Annotated in this window: 19 protein-coding genes; 12 read left to right on the top strand and 7 right to left on the bottom strand. The window is 41.7% G+C overall.

Annotated elements, in window-relative coordinates:
* Positions 1-76 precede the first annotated feature (76 nt).
* Positions 77-1,255, bottom strand: coding sequence for an MFS transporter (locus tag AAYR28_RS14490; protein WP_220396324.1), 1,179 nt, complete (start codon positions 1,253-1,255; stop codon positions 77-79).
* 218 nt (positions 1,256-1,473) lie between these two features.
* Here AAYR28_RS14490 and kapD point away from each other — a divergent pair, with 218 nt between their 5' ends.
* Positions 1,474-2,091 (top strand): 3'-5' exonuclease KapD, encoded by a 618-nt coding sequence (gene kapD / locus AAYR28_RS14485; RefSeq protein ID WP_103131550.1) that lies wholly within the window; start codon positions 1,474-1,476, stop codon positions 2,089-2,091.
* Here the strand turns inward: kapD and AAYR28_RS14480 are convergent.
* A complete protein-coding gene (locus AAYR28_RS14480; protein WP_025094193.1) occupies positions 2,088-2,480 on the bottom strand; it encodes a kinase-associated lipoprotein B in 393 nt (130 codons plus the stop codon). The two genes, kapD and AAYR28_RS14480, sit on opposite strands and share 4 nt — an antisense overlap.
* Before the next feature lie 91 nt (positions 2,481-2,571).
* Between AAYR28_RS14480 and AAYR28_RS14475 the strand changes: the two genes are divergently transcribed.
* On the top strand, positions 2,572-2,748 hold the full coding sequence (locus AAYR28_RS14475; RefSeq protein ID WP_162860193.1) for a hypothetical protein: 177 nt from the start codon (positions 2,572-2,574) through the stop codon (positions 2,746-2,748).
* Here the strand turns inward: AAYR28_RS14475 and AAYR28_RS14470 are convergent, their stop codons facing one another.
* Both AAYR28_RS14470 and AAYR28_RS14465 read right to left on the bottom strand, forming a co-directional pair.
* Positions 2,749-4,041: a sensor histidine kinase gene (locus AAYR28_RS14470; RefSeq protein ID WP_034622120.1), complete on the bottom strand. Its 1,293-nt coding sequence runs from the start codon at positions 4,039-4,041 to the stop codon at positions 2,749-2,751. It lies immediately after the preceding gene.
* A 330-nt stretch (positions 4,042-4,371) separates the two neighbouring features.
* Positions 4,372-5,547 carry a MalY/PatB family protein gene (locus tag AAYR28_RS14465; protein WP_254001426.1) on the bottom strand — a complete coding sequence of 392 codons (1,176 nt, stop codon included), beginning with the start codon at positions 5,545-5,547 and terminating at the stop codon, positions 4,372-4,374.
* An 83-nt stretch (positions 5,548-5,630) separates the two neighbouring features.
* Here AAYR28_RS14465 and AAYR28_RS14460 point away from each other — a divergent pair, with 83 nt between their 5' ends.
* The gene (locus AAYR28_RS14460; RefSeq protein ID WP_034282542.1) at positions 5,631-5,891 is read left to right on the top strand and encodes a DUF1871 family protein; all 261 of its coding nucleotides are present in this window, start codon (positions 5,631-5,633) and stop codon (positions 5,889-5,891) included.
* Here AAYR28_RS14460 and AAYR28_RS14455 read toward each other — a convergent pair.
* Positions 5,888-6,712 carry an alpha/beta fold hydrolase gene (locus AAYR28_RS14455; RefSeq protein WP_098677619.1) on the bottom strand — a complete coding sequence of 275 codons (825 nt, stop codon included), beginning with the start codon at positions 6,710-6,712 and terminating at the stop codon, positions 5,888-5,890. The two genes, AAYR28_RS14460 and AAYR28_RS14455, sit on opposite strands and share 4 nt — an antisense overlap.
* A 175-nt stretch (positions 6,713-6,887) precedes the next feature.
* Between AAYR28_RS14455 and AAYR28_RS14450 the strand changes: the two genes are divergently transcribed.
* From AAYR28_RS14450 to yugI, 3 genes are all read left to right on the top strand, one after another.
* Complete coding sequence (locus AAYR28_RS14450) at positions 6,888-7,388, top strand: Lrp/AsnC family transcriptional regulator (protein ID WP_003213765.1); 501 nt, start codon at positions 6,888-6,890, stop codon at positions 7,386-7,388.
* A complete protein-coding gene (locus tag AAYR28_RS14445) occupies positions 7,389-8,582 on the top strand; it encodes an aminotransferase (RefSeq protein ID WP_034282537.1) in 1,194 nt (397 codons plus the stop codon).
* Positions 8,583-8,780: 198 nt separating this feature from the next.
* Complete coding sequence (gene yugI, locus AAYR28_RS14440; RefSeq protein WP_007500519.1) at positions 8,781-9,173, top strand: S1 domain-containing post-transcriptional regulator GSP13; 393 nt, start codon at positions 8,781-8,783, stop codon at positions 9,171-9,173.
* Positions 9,174-9,407: 234 nt separating this feature from the next.
* On the opposite strand, the gene AAYR28_RS14435 is transcribed toward yugI, so the two are convergent.
* Positions 9,408-9,644, bottom strand: a complete 237-nt coding sequence (locus tag AAYR28_RS14435) for a DUF378 domain-containing protein (protein WP_151284668.1) — start codon at positions 9,642-9,644, stop codon at positions 9,408-9,410.
* Positions 9,645-9,788: 144 nt separating this feature from the next.
* Between AAYR28_RS14435 and AAYR28_RS14430 the strand changes: the two genes are divergently transcribed.
* The 5 genes from AAYR28_RS14430 to AAYR28_RS14410 all read left to right on the top strand — a co-directional run bounded on the left by AAYR28_RS14430 (position 9,789) and on the right by AAYR28_RS14410 (position 14,488).
* Positions 9,789-10,952, top strand: a complete 1,164-nt coding sequence (locus tag AAYR28_RS14430; RefSeq protein ID WP_034282535.1) for an iron-containing alcohol dehydrogenase — start codon at positions 9,789-9,791, stop codon at positions 10,950-10,952.
* A 120-nt stretch (positions 10,953-11,072) separates the two neighbouring features.
* The gene (locus AAYR28_RS14425) at positions 11,073-12,245 is read left to right on the top strand and encodes an iron-containing alcohol dehydrogenase (protein ID WP_047203925.1); all 1,173 of its coding nucleotides are present in this window, start codon (positions 11,073-11,075) and stop codon (positions 12,243-12,245) included.
* A gap of 126 nt (positions 12,246-12,371) precedes the next feature.
* Positions 12,372-13,727, top strand: coding sequence for a glucose-6-phosphate isomerase (locus AAYR28_RS14420; protein ID WP_081124733.1), 1,356 nt, complete (start codon positions 12,372-12,374; stop codon positions 13,725-13,727).
* Positions 13,728-13,838: 111 nt separating this feature from the next.
* Positions 13,839-14,057: a spore germination protein gene (locus tag AAYR28_RS14415; protein ID WP_046313371.1), complete on the top strand. Its 219-nt coding sequence runs from the start codon at positions 13,839-13,841 to the stop codon at positions 14,055-14,057.
* Between the two features lie 29 nt (positions 14,058-14,086).
* Positions 14,087-14,488, top strand: a complete 402-nt coding sequence (locus tag AAYR28_RS14410) for a YugN-like family protein (RefSeq protein WP_024423291.1) — start codon at positions 14,087-14,089, stop codon at positions 14,486-14,488.
* Here AAYR28_RS14410 and AAYR28_RS14405 read toward each other — a convergent pair.
* On the bottom strand, positions 14,485-15,471 hold the full coding sequence (locus tag AAYR28_RS14405; RefSeq protein ID WP_034282528.1) for a potassium channel family protein: 987 nt from the start codon (positions 15,469-15,471) through the stop codon (positions 14,485-14,487). The two genes, AAYR28_RS14410 and AAYR28_RS14405, sit on opposite strands and share 4 nt — an antisense overlap.
* Before the next feature lie 126 nt (positions 15,472-15,597).
* On the opposite strand from AAYR28_RS14405, the gene AAYR28_RS14400 reads away from it, so the two are divergent.
* Positions 15,598-15,822 carry a hypothetical protein gene (locus tag AAYR28_RS14400; protein WP_070325959.1) on the top strand — a complete coding sequence of 75 codons (225 nt, stop codon included), beginning with the start codon at positions 15,598-15,600 and terminating at the stop codon, positions 15,820-15,822.
* Positions 15,823-15,837 lie beyond the last annotated feature (15 nt).

Here is a 15,837-nt window from a genome sequence, read left to right as displayed (position 1 = left end):
TTATTTTTAGAAAAGAATGGGCGTGAAGTCTAGTGAATAAGGCTTTTACGCAAGAAAAAAGAGTATCTGAAGATGATCAGACACTCCTTTCCTTTGTCTTCGCATGCGAGCGCACCGCCCATAAGAATAATGCGCCAAACAGAAAAATGCCGGCAGTGACATAAAAGACAGCTGGAATCCCGTAATGACTCGCCACAATGCCGCCGATCACCGGACCGACGACATTTCCAAGAAAGCGGAAGCTGACATTGTATCCGAGCACTTCTCCTTGCATAGAAGCAGGTGCTTTAATCCGGATATACGCCGTCGTACACGGAATAATTCCGCCAAGTGCCATCCCGTATAGGAAACGGAAAATGACTAACATGACGTACGAATCCGCCATCGCTTGCGGGATGAATAAAATAGAGGAGAGGATGAGAAGGGCAAGGAGCACCTTGTCATGACCAATTCGATCTCCGAGATCTCCCCATTTTCGCGTAAACAGCAAATTGCCAAGTCCAGTTGCAGAAAAAGCAAGCCCCGCATAAAAAGCGAGATTGACAGGACCATGTAAATCATGAATGTATAAAGCCAAAAGCGGCTGAATGCTAAAGTTCCCTACTTGTGTAATAAACGTTAAAAGCATCGTGACGACAAGCAAAGGCTGTTTGAAAATGTGAAAGAGTACATCCTTCCGTGAGTAAGAAACACGCTTTGCTTCTTTTGACCGGATCGGCTGTTCTTTCACTCCGAAGATAATCACAATAGCTGACACATAAATGACAGCCGCTGTCAGGAAAAACGTATAAATAAATCCGACGCTGTCTGCCATGAATCCACCCATTAATGGACCAAACAATCCTCCGGCAACATTACTCATCTGCATCGTTCCAAGGGTTTTACCGGCAGTTGCCTTTTCGGTCTGTGCAGAAATCAGTGCCATTGAAGTCGAGATAAAGCCTGTGACAAGCCCCATGAAGAGCCTTAGTGCGAATAGCTGATACACAGTGTGCACAAGCCCCATTAATAGAATACTTGTGGCGATGCCAATTCCGTTAATTAATAAAATCTTTTTATAGCCATGCCGGTCGCCAATCCGCCCCCAAATCGGAGAAATCAGGAAGGCCGTTAAAAACGTGACCCCAAAGACATAGCCGCTCCATCTTTGAACAAATTCATTTGAATAGCTGCTATCAAGAGATTCTATGTAAAGTGATAAAAAAGGGACGATCATTGTAATGCTCGCAGATACAAAAAAGTTCACAAACCACATGATGTACAAGTTTTTCTTCCTGTTTGTGATAGAGACCACCTTCTTTATTTATTTCGTGTTCCTTAATAATTATAAAGGAAAATAAACGATCTTTCATCAGATGAATAGGTTGGGCATAGTGAATCTGCATTATTTTCACGAAAATGAAGTGATTTCAAGGTCCGTCTTAATATAATGGTATGAGAATGAAAAGCTGACGAAAAAGTGAGGTGAAACTGGTGGAACAGAAGACGGTGCTTGTGGTCGATTTTGAATTTACGATGCCTGATGGAAAATATCATCCGCAAAATTTTTTTCCTGAAATTATTGAAGCTGGGGTAGTGAAAGCAGCAGATGAAACGATCATAGACACATTCTCTAGCTACGTCAAACCGAAAAAGTTCCCGAAGCTGACGAAGCGCTGTAAATCTTTCCTCGGAATTACGCAGGAGGATGTAGAGAGCGGAATTTCATTTGAGGAATTTATCGAGAAGCTCGTGTCACTTGATGGGGGAGAGAATTGTGCAATTATTACGTGGGGCAACATGGACATGAAGGTATTGAAGCAAAATTGTATGCTCAATCACATTGCCTTTCCTTTTAAGGGGAAGCTGAGGGACCTGGCCTTTGAATATAAAACCTTTTTTGGTGACCGCACACTGACAGGGCTTCGAAAAGCAGCAAAGGAATACGGCAGTGAAGGAGCTGGTAAGCATCATAAAGCACTCGATGATGCCATGACGACTTATCAGCTGTTAACCCTTTTTGAAAAAGACAGAGCCTATGTGGAAAATCCGCAAACAACCAAAATTGGTGAGCTGATCGATTTCTCACATTTTTTTGATTCGGCTGATTAGCGGACGTCTTCTGGAAAATAATCTTTCTCAAGAGAAGATAGGCACGCTCTTGATTTTTCAGCCCATTTGGAATCATCCGCACGGAGTGCTTGTTTCAATTTATCTACAGCTTCTTTCAGTGACTCTTCATAATCAGGGATATCGCCATCATAAGGCTTCACCATATGATGAGGGATATTTGTCTGTTCTCTATAGGCCAAAGCCCGCCTCTCTTGGAAAAAAGGCACGTCTGCTTCTTTCGGATGATGCAGGTCGCCTTGAGTGGGATGTGTCAGAACGGCTTTTACTTGAACGAGATAGGTCGATGGTTTCACTGCTGTCACTTCCCCAACGTATACACCTGTTTTATAAAAACCTTTCACAACTTGTCCAATTTGAATGTCTGTCATGTGAAATTCCTCCATTTCCTTCTCATAGGAAGGTATTTCATTTCTTTTAGCCAATATAGTGAAGTAAACGAGCAAAAGGGGGAATGGCGAGATGTCATTCATCGTACTTTTTCTACTATATTTTCCTGAAGATAAAAGGGAGTACATCCCAGCGGCTATCACCACGGTGATTTTCTTTATTGCTGCGTTTATTTGTTTTCGTCTCATCGTTCGTGCGTCTAAGAAGCAGGAGCGGATAGATGAAAAAAGAACAAAAAAAATGGATTAATCATTTTCTTCTTGTATCTTCAGGAAATTTCACGGTGACGGTTGTTCCAGACTGCAGCGAGCTTTTGAAACGAATCGTTCCATGGTGATTTTCAATAATTGAAAAAGTCACTGTCAGCCCAAGTCCAGTCCCTTTATTTTTCAAGGTGTAATAGGGTTCGCCAAGTTTTTTCATCTGACTTTCTGTCATACCTACACCGTTATCAACGAAATAAAGGCAGATTTTATGATTTTCTTTTGAAGCAAAAAGTTCAATTTTCCCTTCATGTTCAGGAGCTGCTTCAATTGCATTTTTGATTAAATTAATCATGACTTGCTTGATCTTCGTTACGTCACCTTGAATGTATAAGTCAGGTTCAATGGATTGATGAATCGTGACCGATTTAAAATTCGCATAGGATGTCATCAGTGATGCACATTCCTCAAGTAATTTAGAGAGATTAAGAGATTCAATTTGATAATAGTTTTGTTTTGCAATGTCAAGATAGCTCGTGATAATGTCCTGCGCCCGGTCTAACTCGGACAGAACAAGATTTTTATAATCTTTATTGGCAGGTGGCTCTTTTGTATTATCATTCGAAAAGAGCAATTGAATAAAGCCTCTCACAACTGTCAGCGGATTGCGTACTTCATGGGCAACGCTTGCAGCAAGTTCACTTACAATGGTCAGTTTTTCTGACTGGACAAGCTGTGATCTCATTTCCGCATTTTCCTTAACGAATTCAATGGAATAGATACTGAGCACAAGAAAGAATATGTAGTAAAGAGTTGAGAAAAATAACTCAAGGAGCTTTTGCTGCATAATAAAAGCTGGGCTGTATGCCATTAAGCTGACCACAAAAAGTCCAATGTAAATAAAGAATCCTTTGGATAAACCGATAAGCACTCCGTAAAACAGCTTATTTGGCTTCGAATATTGATGCCATTTTCGGTAGAACAGGAATGGGATAAAAAAGTAAATTGGGACAACGATGAGTCCAATCCATAAGAAAGAGCCGTACATCACGAATTTGACAATGATGCTTATCAAGATGGCAACGATCCCCGCCATATATCCTCCGTATAAAATAGCAAGTACAAGGGGAATGGATTGAAGCCCAGTCTGCAAATCTAAAATCGAACCAACTGGATACATAATACATAGTGCTGAAGAGATGGATGCGAATACTGTGATGAGCAGTTTATTCGTTTTTGGGAAATGAGCAGGGGTCCGGCTTAACCATAGCGCATGATATAAAAAGATTGGAAATAGAATAAAAGATACATGGAGCAGAAAATCCTTGAACATTTCCATTTAAATGCTCTCCTCGTAAATAATTGTAATTCCTCTCATTATATCATTTCATGTACAAAGTAGATATGATAAAAGAAGGGTTTTTTTCTTTAAAAAGAACACCCGTTAGGATGTTCTCAGATTGTTGACAAAGGGCTAAAATGATCTTGATTTTAGCCCTTTGTCTTCTTTTCAGCGTGATAGAAAACCTTTGAAGTCTAGGAAGGACGAGTACTGGCGCGGAGCGAATTTGACATTCGTGGGCACCAGCACGCAGGACTGACAAAGAATGCGAGGGGTTGTCTACGCGCTGAGAACACCCGTTAGGATGTTCTTTCTATCGTATAGGTCTTATTCAGCTGATAGCGTGAACGCTTGGTGGAGACGTTTCAGTCCTTCTTTGACTGTTTCAGCAGGACAGCCGAGATTCATCCGAATAAAGCCGTCTCCTACGTGTCCGTACACGTGGCCAAGCTCTAGGATCACTTTCCCTTTTTTTAGCAGATTCCGTTTCAATTCCGCTTGACTGAATTGATAATTCCGAATGTCCAGCCACAATAAATACGAAGCATCTGGTTTCATATAACGCATATTTGGAAGATTTTCGTCGATATAGTCCATCGCCGTTTTCATATTGCCTTCGAGATAAAGAACAAGGGCATCAAGCCACTCATCCCCGTGGCGGTATGCTGCTTCCATCGCTGGAATCGCAAAGGCATTCAGTTTGGACAGTCCGTTTCTTTGCACTTCATTCGTGAAAAGGGTTCTTTTTTCTTCATCTGAAATGATAATAGCAGATGCCTGGAGCCCTGCTAGATTAAAGGTTTTACTCGGCGCAATACACGTTACCGTGATATGTGCAATGTCGTCAGAAAGGCTGGCGAAGGGCACATGCTGCTTCCCGTAAAGCATCAAATCCGAGTGAATCTCATCTGAAACGACTGTGACTCCATGCTTCACACATAGGTCTCCGACTCGCTTTAATTCCTCTTTTGACCATGCTCTTCCGGACGGATTATGCGGATGGCAAAGGAACATGAGCTTTGCTTGTGGTCTGCTCAGTTTTTTCTCTAAATCATCAAAATCCATCATATAGCGGTTGTTTTCTATTTTTAAAGGATTGGTTGAGACTGTACGTCCATTTCGTTCAATCATTTGATAAAAAGGTGTATACACTGGTGACTGTATAACTACTTCGTCGTGCGGTGCTGTAAAGGCTTGAACAGCAAAACTAAGTGCCGTTACAATTCCTGGTGTGAAGGTGACGGCATCTGTCTGAATTGTCCATCCATGTCTTCTTTTGAGCCAGCCAGCGACTGCCTGCTGCGTATCCTGATCTTGAAATGCATAGCCAAATACACCGTGGTCTAATCGCTCTTTCAATGCATCAAGGACGACCTGCGGCGCTTTAAAATCCATATCAGCCACCCACATCGGGAGGGCATCTGTTGTCAGGAACAAAGACTCTGCTTGATCCCATTTCACTGATTTTGAACCTTTACGTATGATCTGTTCGTCGAAATTCATGAAACCCACCTCTAGCTGTTTTTCAACCATTCTTGGTTGTGCTAAAATAAACATCACAAAATTTATTATAAGCGGTGATACCGATGAAAGATAGTCAAGCTGTAGAAGAGATGATTCAATTCATTAAGGCATGGGACCCTTTTCATTATGGAGAGGATTTTTATGAAACGGAGCCTGCTGACGTCATCAGTGCATTATACGACGCAGAAGACCCGTTATCTTTAGCAAAAGAGATTCAAGCCATCTACCATCACTCATTTGAACAGCTTCTTCCGCTAGAGAGCTGTCAGCATACAGCGAATCAGCTTTTTGCCATAAGAGACAGCAGCTCCTGTTCACGCTAAGACAGGCTGAACTGTCCGATTTGATCAGACACAAGGACCGGATTTTCCTCAGGAATGAGGTGCCCGGTTTTTTTTAATGCATGCAAGGTTGAATTTGGCAGATCTTTGTGCAGTCTTTCGCCTATTTGAATGGGAACGATTCGATCTTCCTCGCCCCAAATGAGCAGCACGGGTGTTTCCATTTTCTTTAAAACGTCCGAGGTCAAATCTCCTTCCCGGTGCCGAATCAAACGAAATATCCCCCGAAAGATTTGATCATCTGAAAACGGCTTTAAATAGCCGTCGACCATCTCTTGATCAATGATGGAATGATCATGCACAACAGCCGTTAAATTTTTCATAATGCCCTGTTTTAAAAGCTTTCTTTTTAGATACAGATAAAAATAAGGAATATATGTGCTGTAAACAAGTGATCTTTTTGACTTATTCAAATAGCCAGAGCTGCACAATAGAACCGCCTTTTCAAATAGGTCCGGCCGTTCAGATGCAGCGTATAAGGCGATTTGTCCACCCATTGAATGACCCACTAGAATCGCATGCCGAATCTGTAAATAACCAGCTAGCTCTATAATAATTTTTCCCATGTTGCGATAGCTGTAAATAAACGTATTCGACTTCTCGGACTGTCCAAATGGCGGCAGATCCATTGCAATTAAATTGAAATCCTGTTTCAGAAGCGGGATGAGCTTTCGATAGCTGAAGGTAGAAGAGAAGAGACCGTGAATTAAGATCAATGTCTTTTTGCCTTCATTTGGATAGTGCTCGTAATAGATATCTAAACCGAATGTACTTTTCATATAAGCTGGCTGAACAATGTCCACATTCTTCACTCCGATACTTGATACTCTCTCTGTTAGGTGACTGTATTGTACCCTAAAAAGTGGATTTTAAGCTATTAATAGAATCTTTTCCCTGCTTAGCATAATGGGAAAAACGTGCTATAATGTTCAGAAGATTTTTTAAAACTAGCTTTTATAATCTGAGGTGTGAAATCAAATGAAACTAACAGAAAAAGAAACTGAAATATTAGAGATTTTAGATGAAAACAGCCGCGCCGATTTAAATACAATTGCAAAAATGGCAGGCGTGACAACAGAAGAAGCCGAAGCCATCATTCAAAAACTTGAAGATCAAAAAGTCATTATTGATTATTCAACCATGATTGACTGGCGAAAAGTGGATGGTCATGAAGGCGTTACAGCAATGATTGATGTAAAAGTGACACCAAAAAGAGGCGTCGGATTTGATGAAATTGCTGAACGGATTTATCGGTTTCAGGAAGTGGAGTCTGTCTATCTCATGTCAGGTGTTTACGATCTTTCCGTTGTGATCCGCGGAAGATCAATGTCTGATATTGCCCGCTTCGTATCTGAAAAATTATCGACACTTGATTCCGTTGTTTCAACAACTACCCACTTTATTTTGAAAAGATATAAACATGATGGGAAAGTGTTTGAAACAGGAGACGATGACAAAAGAATCGTGGTGTCTCCTTAAATGAAAAAGTCTTATTTATCTGAAACGGTACAAAGCATTCAGCCGTCAGGTATTCGGAAATTCTTTGATTTGGCTGCCACAATGGAGGGGGTAATCTCCCTTGGTGTCGGCGAGCCAGATTTCGTGACAGCTTGGAATGTCAGAGAGGCAAGTATTATGTCATTAGAACAAGGGCTGACCTCTTATACGGCGAATGCAGGTTTAATTTCTTTGCGAAAAGAACTGAGCCACTATTTATATAAGCGGTTTCACATTAACTACAGTCCAGAAGAAGAACTCATTATCACAGTTGGCGGAAGCCAGGCACTTGATTTGGCCTTTCGTGCGATTTTAAACAGCGGGGATGAAGTGATCATTCCAGAGCCTTGTTTCGTAGCATACGGGGCACTTACGACACTTGCAGGCGGCGTGCCTGTCTATTTAAGTACAACCGCTGAAAAAGATTTCAAAGCAGATTCTGCTGATCTTCGCACAAAGCTGACGCCGAAGACAAAAGCCATTTTGCTTTGCTCGCCATCAAATCCGACTGGGTCTGTTTATTCAAAGGAAGAGCTTGAAGATATTGCTCAATTTGCGAAAGAGCATGACCTGCTCATTATTACGGATGAGATTTATGCAGAGCTGACATACGATGAAGCTTTTACAAGCGTGGCGGCTATTCAAGATATGAAGGAAAGAACGATCTTGATCTCAGGCTTTTCTAAAGGGTTTGCCATGACGGGTTGGCGTTTAGGATATGTGGCAGCACCACCTGTACTGCGCGATGCCATGCTGAAAATACATCAATATTCTATGATGTGCGCGCCGGCGATGGCACAATATGCGGCAGAAGAAGCATTAAAAAATGGGCTTGAAGATGTAGAGAAAATGAAGAAAAGCTATAGAAGACGCCGTAATTTGTTTGTCGGCTCCCTTAATGAACTAGGACTTACATGCCATCAGCCAAATGGAGCGTTTTACGCGTTCCCATCGATTAAAAGCACAGGCATGACGTCAGAACAATTTGCTGAGGAGCTGCTCCTAAGCGAAAAAGTGGCCGTTGTTCCTGGGAATGTATTCGGACCGAGCGGTGAAGGTCATATACGCTGTTCATATGCTTCGTCACTTGATCATCTTCAGGAATCACTTTCAAGAATTCAGCGCTTTTTACAGGCTCGACAAGTAAAGGAAGAAGCATCAGCCATCTTAAAATAAAAAAAGGCATCAATCCAAATGGACTCATGCCTCACAAATTAGGGGGGAATACTAGAAAGCATTCTTGTTTTCAGGTATTCCCCCTTTTGATCTCATTTAAACCCATTTAAAAAATATTTTGCGTAACTGCCTGTTCTGTGATATAGTTTTTAATTGCGTATAAACGAATATTAAAACATTTATTTAGGAGTTGTTATCATGGCGACAAAGTTTGAAGTAGGCAGTGTTTACACTGGTAAAGTAACAGGATTACAAGCGTATGGTGCGTTTGTTGCATTAGATGAAGAAACTCAAGGACTTGTGCATATTTCTGAAGTAACACATGGCTTTGTAAAAGACATCAACGAGCACCTTTCAATTGGTGACGAAGTACAAGTAAAAGTTCTTTCTGTTGATGAAAATGCAGGTAAAATCAGCCTTTCTATCCGTGCGACACAAGATGCACCTGAAAGAAAAGAAAGCAAACCAAAGAAACAAAGACCACAGCAAGTGAAAGAAGAAGCTGCTGCACCACAAGGTTTCAATACGCTTAAAGATAAACTTGAAGAGTGGATTGAGCAATCAAACCGTAAAGACCTTATCAAGAAATAATAAAAAAGCACCGCTTCAAACGGTGCCTTAGATTGTTGACAAAGGGCTAAAATTTTAGCCCTTTGTCTTCTTTTTCAGCGTGATAGAAAACCTTTGAAGTCAAGGAAGAGCGGCTACTTTTGCGGACGAATTTAGAATTCGTGAGCACCAGCGCGCAGACCTGACAAAGAATGCGAGGGTTTGTCTACATGCTGAGGCTGCCTCATGTAGGCAGCCTTTTTTATGTCTTTTTATTTAACGAACTTCTGGGTTCGGCTCGTCACGGCGAACAGCTTCTTCGTTTGGTTTGAACAACAGACCAAGGTTGACAAGACCTGCAATTCCAACAAGACCATAAATAATACGTGATAATGCAGAACCTTGTCCGCCAAAGATCGCTGCTACTAAGTCAAATTGAAAAAAGCCGATTAGTCCCCAGTTAATAGCACCGATAATCGTGAGCACGAGGGCAATACGCTGAATAGCACTCATCGTGATTCCTCCTTTCGCTACAGCATCAATACATTTATATTTTGCAGATTTTTAGCCAAACTATGCGTAAGAAAATGGATGAAAGCAAATTACTTTACTTTTGGAATGAATGAGGCGCATAATGTAGCGCGAGGAGGAGATCACATGGATCGATTTACTTATTGGAACCCAACGAAATTAATTTTTGGAAAGGGAGAAGTATCAGCCCTTTCAGATGAACTCAAACACTACGGAAAAAACGTATTACTTGTATATGGTGGAGGCAGTATTAAACGAAACGGCCTTTATGACCAAGTTGTCAGCATCCTAAAAGAATCAGGAGCTGCAATCACTGAACTTGCTGGTGTGGAGCCTAACCCGCGCTTAACAACAGTAAGAAAAGGGGTCGAACTTTGCAAAGAGAACGACATTGATTTTATTTTGGCAGTTGGCGGCGGCAGTGTCATTGATGCGACGAAAGCAATCGCAGCTGGTGCGAAGTACGATGGAGATGCTTGGGATATCGTGACACGCAAGCACGTCCCAATGGAAGCTATTCCGTTCGGTACTGTGTTAACACTTGCCGCAACAGGCTCTGAAATGAACTCTGGATCAGTCATCACAAACTGGGAAACAAATGAGAAGTATGGCTGGGGAAGTCCAGCAGTTTTCCCGAAATTCTCTATTCTTGATCCAGTCAACACATTCACTGTGCCTAAAAACCATACGATTTATGGTATGGTTGACATGATGTCACATGTGTTCGAACAATATTTCCATCACACAGAAAATACACCTTACCAAGATCGTATGTGTGAAGGACTTCTTCGCACTGTCATTGAAACGGCACCGAAGTTGATCAACGATCTAGAGAACTATGAGCTCCGTGAAACGATTTTATTCACTGGCACAATTGCGCTTAATGGAATGCTTTCAATGGGGGCACGTGGTGACTGGGCTTCCCATAACATTGAGCATGCAGTATCTGCTGTCTATGATATTCCTCATGCAGGCGGACTTGCGATCTTGTTCCCGAACTGGATGAAACATGTGATTCAAGAAAACCCAGGCCGTTTTAAACAATTAGCGGTGCGTGTATTCGATGTAGACCCTGCGGGCAAAACAGACGAAGAAGTTGGCTTAGAAGGAATCGACAAGCTGTCAGCTTTCTGGACAAGTCTTGGTGCACCAAGCCGTTTAGCGGATTATGACATCAACGATGAGAAAATTGATTTAATTGCAGACCGTGCAATGGCACGCGGTGAATTTGGTCAATTTAAAAAGCTAAACAAAGAAGATGTATTAGCTATTTTAAACGCTTCTTTATAATTGAACACCAAAGGGATAGCTGCTTGCGGGCAGTTATCTTTTTTTGAGTTCATCGTGTACATATGTTACAGTAGTCTTTCATGTTTTTGGATATAAATGTTTTAAGGAGATGTAGAACAGATGGAAAATTTTATTTACTATAATCCAACAAAATTGATGTTTGGAAAAGGACAGCTAGAAGGACTCAAAAGCGAACTCGCTCGTTATGGAAAACGAGTGTTACTTGTATATGGCGGAGGCAGTATTAAGAAAAATGGTCTTTATGACAATGTCATCAGAGCGTTAAATGAAGCAGATGCTGAAGTGTTTGAGCTGTCTGGCGTTGAACCAAACCCGCGCCTCACAACAGTGAAAAAGGGAATCGATATCTGCCAAAAGGAGAACATTGATTTCTTATTAGCCGTCGGCGGCGGAAGTGTGATCGACTGTACAAAAGCGATTGCAGCCGGAGCAGAGTATGACGGTGATGTGTGGGATATTATTTCAAAGAAAACAACCGCTCAAAAAGCATTGCCGTTTGGCACAGTACTGACACTTGCAGCAACTGGTTCAGAAATGAATCCAGACTCTGTCATCACAAACTGGGAAACGAATGAAAAATATGTGTGGGGCAGCTCTGTCACTCACCCAGCTTTTTCAATTCTAGACCCTGAGCATACGTATTCTGTGCCAGAAAACCAGACGGTGTATGGTATGGTCGATATGATGAGCCACGTTTTTGAGCAATACTTCCATAATGTGAAAAACACGCCTTTACAGGACCGGATGTGTTTTGCTGTTCTTCAAACAGTCATCGAGACAGCACCAAAACTGCTGGAAGACTTACAAAACTATGAGCATCGTGAAACGATTCTATATGCAGGAACGATTGCTTTAAATGGCACGCTGCAAATGGGTTACTTTGGCGACTGGGCGTCTCATACGATTGAGCATGCTGTATCGGCTGTCTATGACATTCCGCATGCAGGCGGGCTTGCTATCCTCTTCCCAAACTGGATGCGCCACACGCTCGATCATAATGTAGAACGTTTTAAAAACCTTATGCTGAACATGTTTGACATCGAAACAGAAGGAAAGTCAGATCGTGACATCGCATTAGAAGGGATCGACAAACTGTCAGCGTTCTGGACAAGTCTCGGTGCACCAAGCCGTTTAGCGGATTATGATATTGGTGAAGATCAGCTGGACAAAATTGCCGACATTGCAGCAAAAGAAATGGAATACGGTGGTTTTGGTAACTTTATGAAACTTAACCGTGATGATATTCTATCGATTTTGAAAGCTTCTTTATAATCCAGATTGCCGCTTCTCATCAAGAGAAGCGGCTTTTTGCCATGCCAGTGACGATCACTTGATTTCAAAAGCTAGTTCCGCTAAAGTGAAAGGGACAGAACTAACGTAATGGAGGGCTTACAAGCGATGACACATATTCAATTTGACTACTCGAAAGCGTTACCTTTCTTTCAAGAACATGAGCTTACATATTTAAAAGATTTTGTGAAGGTAGCCCATCATAATATTCATGAACAAACGGGTGCAGGCAGTGACTATTTAGGCTGGGTGGACTTGCCGAAGCAATATGACCGCGAAGAATTTGCCCGCATTAAAAAAAGTGCAGACAAAATTAAATCTGACTCTGACGTCCTGCTCGTTGTCGGAATCGGCGGGTCATATCTAGGGGCACGTGCCGCGATTGAATTTTTGAACCATTCTTTCTATAACACTTTGCCAAAAGGCAAGCGCAAGACACCGCAAATCATTTTTATTGGAAACAACATCAGTTCTTCTTATTTAACAGATGTAATGGATCTATTGGAAGATGCAGATTTCTCCATTAACGTGATTTCAAAATCTGGTACAACAACAGAGCCAGCCATTGCGTTCCGCATCTTTAAAAAGCTCCTCATTGAAAAATACGGTGCTGAAGAAGCGAAAAAACGTATTTATGCGACAACTGACAAGGCACGCGGTGCACTTAAAACATTAGCAACTGAAGAAGGCTACGAATCATTTATCATCCCGGATGATGTTGGTGGACGCTATTCAGTATTAACAGCAGTCGGTCTTTTGCCAATCGCTGTGAGCGGTGCAGATATTGATCAGATGATGGAAGGTGCAGCAAAAGCAAGCGAAGACTTCGCTTCATCGGAGCTTTCTGAAAATGCGGCTTACCAATATGCTGTCGTCCGCAATGTCCTTTACAATAAAGGCAGAACGATTGAAATGCTGATTAACTATGAGCCAGGTCTGCAATATTTCGCAGAATGGTGGAAGCAATTATTCGGTGAAAGTGAAGGGAAAGATGAAAAAGGAATCTATCCTTCATCTGCTAACTTCTCAACAGATCTTCATTCACTTGGCCAATATGTTCAAGAAGGAAGAAGAGACTTGTTTGAAACAATCGTGAGTGTAGACAAGCCTCGACATGAGCTTGTAATTGAAGCAGAAGAACAAGACCTTGATGGCTTGAACTATCTGTCAGGAAAAACGGTTGATTTCGTCAATAAAAAAGCATTTGAAGGAACGATGCTTGCCCATACAGATGGAAAAGTACCGAACCTTATCGTGACAATTCCTGAGATGGATGCTTATACATTCGGATACCTCGTGTACTTCTTTGAGAAAGCATGTGCGATGTCAGGATATTTACTAGGCGTCAATCCATTTGATCAGCCTGGAGTAGAAGCTTATAAAGTGAATATGTTTGCTTTACTAGGAAAACCAGGCTTCGAAGAGAAAAAAGCAGAGCTTGAAAGCCGTTTAAAACAATCATAAGAACAAAAAGCACACCTTTTCATAAAGGTGTGCCTTTTTTGTTTTCTTCAGGTTCCTGTGCAAGCTTTCCTGTGTGCTGTACATAGAATAATGAATGGAGGAGGGTGAAAAATGAGGACGAATCATATATATATTCATGATATTTCTGGGCAGGCGATCGTTAACTTTGGCAATGTCGGACGCATTTGTTCTAAGAGTGCTACGAAGGAAACAGCGGGTTCCGGCAGTGATAACGAGACGAATCAATCATCCAATCAAAGCCTGTTTGATGCCGCTTTTACAAACAATGTACAAATCACGAGGGGGAAATGTATGAATTCCTCTCTTTAACGAACCCTATACAAAAAGGAGGGTTTCGTATGATTCATGTACCATCCAGGTTGCCTGGTGAAAGCTTTTCACTTTACCATTTAGAAGAAACGATGAAGCCGCTCGGTTATGTCATTAATGGCAACTGGGATTATGATCACGGGTATTTTGATTATAAAATTGATAACCGTGATGGCTATACCTTTCTCAGAGTTCCTTTTACAGCCGAGAAAGGCCAGCTCGATCAGCCAGGTGTTGTGGTGAAAATGGGACATCCATTTCTCTTAAAGCATGTCTATCAAGATAAGTTAGATGATCATGCGATGGTTGGAAATGTGGGTGCATCCTTTAATCAATTCCAAGAACCAAAAGAGAAAGATGGGGATGTATCAAAGGCTTATGCTGAGATTGGCTTTTCGCTCGTCAAGGAATTAGAAGACGCACTGCTTTAAAGGCTGATCAATTCATCCTCTGGATGAAGCTCATAGCCAAAGGGAGGATTCATCATGGGTCCTTCTTTTTTTTGTACGCCAACGATAATTACATGATGCTCTAGAAAGTGATGGAGCGCCGTTAAGAATGTTTCTCCAGCCAATGAAGCCGGTACAGGTATGATGGTGACGTGTTTATGCAGCGTCATATGTCGTTTTTTCTTAAACGCCGTAAGCTGTTCCTTTATCAGAAAATGTTCAACCATTAAATGATTGACAGCATCAGAGGTATGAATGACTTGGTTGGCGCCAGCACGCTCGGCATTCTTCACGTAACGATCTGTTAAGATTTCAATTAAACAATATAGAGAAGGGTTTAATCCTTTTGCTGCAAGTAAGGTTAAAACACTCTGCATATCGGCTGTCACTTCATTTTCATGCTGATCCGCGGTAATCATGATTGCATCTGCACCGGTAATGTTGGCTTTACGAAGTGTGACATCTTCGGTCCCATGTCCTTTAATAAAATGAACATTTTCCAAAAGAGGCCCTTCTTTCAAGGAGTCATCAATCAGCACAATCGGCATGGCTGGATCAATCGTTTGAAACGACTGAAGCAGTTTGTTTGTCTTCTCATTCCAGCCGACGATAATGAGGTGTCCATTCCCCTTAAAGGCTACCTTGCCCTCAACATAATGGTGCTGCTTGCTGAATACAGCGGCGGCAAGTGTGGCGAAATAAGCGGTGACAAAGCTGGCTCCGATAAAAATGAGCGCCATACCTGCCACCTGCCCTGGCATGGTTTGCGGCACAAAATCACCGTAACCAACCGTAGAGACTGTAATAAGCGCCCACCAGATCCCATCAAAGATCGTATGATATTGCTTCGGTTCAAGTAAAACGATTAATTGTCCAAAAAAGAGAAGCAAGAAACAGATGATAATGGCAATTCGAAGATAAAGTGGCCACCTTAGCCAAGCGATAAAGATACGGTTTGATTTCATCGGACTCTTCCTTTCAGGAGGCTGCTAATGTCAGTATGCCCGATTGAGGAAACATTTTTTCATCTTCGTCATGTATTGAAATAGAACCCATATCTTAAAATAAGGGAGAAGAAGGAGGGAATTCGAATGTCGTTTGTTCAAAAGACCGTACTTCTTTTTATTGGTGTGCACTTTTTATCATCAGCTGTCATCTTACTCGTGTTTGATTTAAATGCTGTGAATCATTTTATGAATGATTTTTCATGGCTGCACTTTTTTCAAGACCTTTATGGTACGGGAACCTTTTATACAGCTTGCTTAGGTGTGTTCTTCTTTTTCGTTGGTGCGGTTATCCCCCTGAAAAAGACCTAGTGCTTTTTGCTGTAC

It is taken from the genome of Bacillus safensis (assembly GCF_039619585.1).
In the GTDB taxonomy this organism is placed as follows: Bacteria; Bacillota; Bacilli; order Bacillales; family Bacillaceae; genus Bacillus; species Bacillus safensis.
Note: the sequence above shows the minus strand (reverse complement) of the source record. Positions and strands in the feature narration are given on the sequence as shown.

What these genes read in the sequence shown, in the direction of transcription:
- AAYR28_RS14425 (WP_047203925.1), top strand. Translation starts at nt 11,073, where the DNA reads ATGGAAAATTTTATTTACTATAATCCAACAAAATTGATGTTTGGAAAA.
- AAYR28_RS14405 (WP_034282528.1), bottom strand. Translation starts at nt 15,471, where the DNA reads ATGAAATCAAACCGTATCTTTATCGCTTGGCTAAGGTGGCCACTTTAT.
- AAYR28_RS14450 (WP_003213765.1), top strand. Translation starts at nt 6,888, where the DNA reads ATGAAACTAACAGAAAAAGAAACTGAAATATTAGAGATTTTAGATGAA.
- AAYR28_RS14480 (WP_025094193.1), bottom strand. Translation starts at nt 2,480, where the DNA reads ATGACAGACATTCAAATTGGACAAGTTGTGAAAGGTTTTTATAAAACA.
- AAYR28_RS14470 (WP_034622120.1), bottom strand. Translation starts at nt 4,041, where the DNA reads ATGGAAATGTTCAAGGATTTTCTGCTCCATGTATCTTTTATTCTATTT.
- AAYR28_RS14460 (WP_034282542.1), top strand. Translation starts at nt 5,631, where the DNA reads ATGAAAGATAGTCAAGCTGTAGAAGAGATGATTCAATTCATTAAGGCA.
- AAYR28_RS14490 (WP_220396324.1), bottom strand. Translation starts at nt 1,255, where the DNA reads ATGTGGTTTGTGAACTTTTTTGTATCTGCGAGCATTACAATGATCGTC.
- AAYR28_RS14435 (WP_151284668.1), bottom strand. Translation starts at nt 9,644, where the DNA reads ATGAGTGCTATTCAGCGTATTGCCCTCGTGCTCACGATTATCGGTGCT.
- yugI (WP_007500519.1), top strand. Translation starts at nt 8,781, where the DNA reads ATGGCGACAAAGTTTGAAGTAGGCAGTGTTTACACTGGTAAAGTAACA.
- AAYR28_RS14430 (WP_034282535.1), top strand. Translation starts at nt 9,789, where the DNA reads ATGGATCGATTTACTTATTGGAACCCAACGAAATTAATTTTTGGAAAG.
- AAYR28_RS14420 (WP_081124733.1), top strand. Translation starts at nt 12,372, where the DNA reads ATGACACATATTCAATTTGACTACTCGAAAGCGTTACCTTTCTTTCAA.
- AAYR28_RS14415 (WP_046313371.1), top strand. Translation starts at nt 13,839, where the DNA reads ATGAGGACGAATCATATATATATTCATGATATTTCTGGGCAGGCGATC.
- AAYR28_RS14445 (WP_034282537.1), top strand. Translation starts at nt 7,389, where the DNA reads ATGAAAAAGTCTTATTTATCTGAAACGGTACAAAGCATTCAGCCGTCA.
- AAYR28_RS14475 (WP_162860193.1), top strand. Translation starts at nt 2,572, where the DNA reads ATGTCATTCATCGTACTTTTTCTACTATATTTTCCTGAAGATAAAAGG.
- AAYR28_RS14465 (WP_254001426.1), bottom strand. Translation starts at nt 5,547, where the DNA reads ATGAATTTCGACGAACAGATCATACGTAAAGGTTCAAAATCAGTGAAA.
- AAYR28_RS14400 (WP_070325959.1), top strand. Translation starts at nt 15,598, where the DNA reads ATGTCGTTTGTTCAAAAGACCGTACTTCTTTTTATTGGTGTGCACTTT.
- AAYR28_RS14410 (WP_024423291.1), top strand. Translation starts at nt 14,087, where the DNA reads ATGATTCATGTACCATCCAGGTTGCCTGGTGAAAGCTTTTCACTTTAC.